General features: G+C 59.1%; 1 pseudogene. It reads right to left on the bottom strand.

Features of this window, described 5'->3' with window-relative positions:
• Positions 1-890: pseudogene (locus tag H0X90_RS35300) on the bottom strand (IS3 family transposase); the annotation flags it as partial.
• Positions 891-951: the final 61 nt, after the last annotated feature.

The raw sequence follows: 951 nt of genomic DNA, 5'->3' as shown, positions 1-951 counted from the left end.
TTGCGACCCGCGGTCGCTATGGTGAATCAGGCCCGCCGGCGGTCGTCGGGTCACGACAGCGCGGAACAGCGCCTGCATGACCAGATTTTTCGTCATCCGCTCGCTCATCGCGTAGCCGACGATTTCGCCACTGTACAGATCCTTCAGGCCGGCAAGGTACAGCCAGCCCTCGTCGGTCGCGATATAGGTGATGTCACCGCACCAGGCTTGATTGGGCGCCGTCACCGAGAAATCCTGGTTCAGCAGATTCGGCGCGACAGGCAGATCGTGCTTCGAATTCGTCGTAGCCTTGAACCGACGTTTCTGCTTGCAGCGCAGTCCCAGTTTTCTGCGCAACCGTCTGATTCGATGCACGCCGATTCGCACGCCACGTTCCTCGAGATGTTGCTGCAGGCGCTCGGGCCCGAAACTTTCCCGGGTTCGCTGATGCGCCGCGAGCACCTCCGCTTCCAAGCGAGGTTCCTGCCGAGTTCTTTCGGACGGTTTGCGCTTGCGCCACGCATAGTAGCCGCTTACCGATACGCCCAGCACGCGGCACATCGGCGGCACGGAGTAGTCCTGTCGCATTTGTTCAATCACGCCGTACTTCACCGCGACTCCTTCGCGAAGTACGTCGCGAACTTTTTTAGGAGATCGCGCTCCATTTTGACCTCGGCCAGTTCGCGCTTGACCTGTGCCAGCTCGGCCTCCATCTCCGTCAGTGGCTTCTGGTGCCGACCGACATCTTTCAGCTTCCCGGCCTTCGCCGCGCGCACCCAGTTTGCCAGCGTTTTCATTGGGATCGACAACCGCCGGGAAGCTTCCGATACCCCAACACCTTCAGTCAACGCCAACTTGACCGCTTCGTCGCGAAGCTCCTTCGTATAGACCGCTCTTGGAATTCGATTCATCCATGCCTCCGTTTCTCAATTTTACGAAACGTTGGCTTCCATTTTTTTCGACCGGCCTCAG

It is taken from the genome of Burkholderia sp. 9775_39 (assembly GCF_015712225.1).
GTDB classification, from domain to species: Bacteria; Pseudomonadota; Gammaproteobacteria; order Burkholderiales; family Burkholderiaceae; genus Burkholderia; species Burkholderia cenocepacia.
This window is presented reverse-complemented; position numbering and strand designations above follow the sequence as displayed.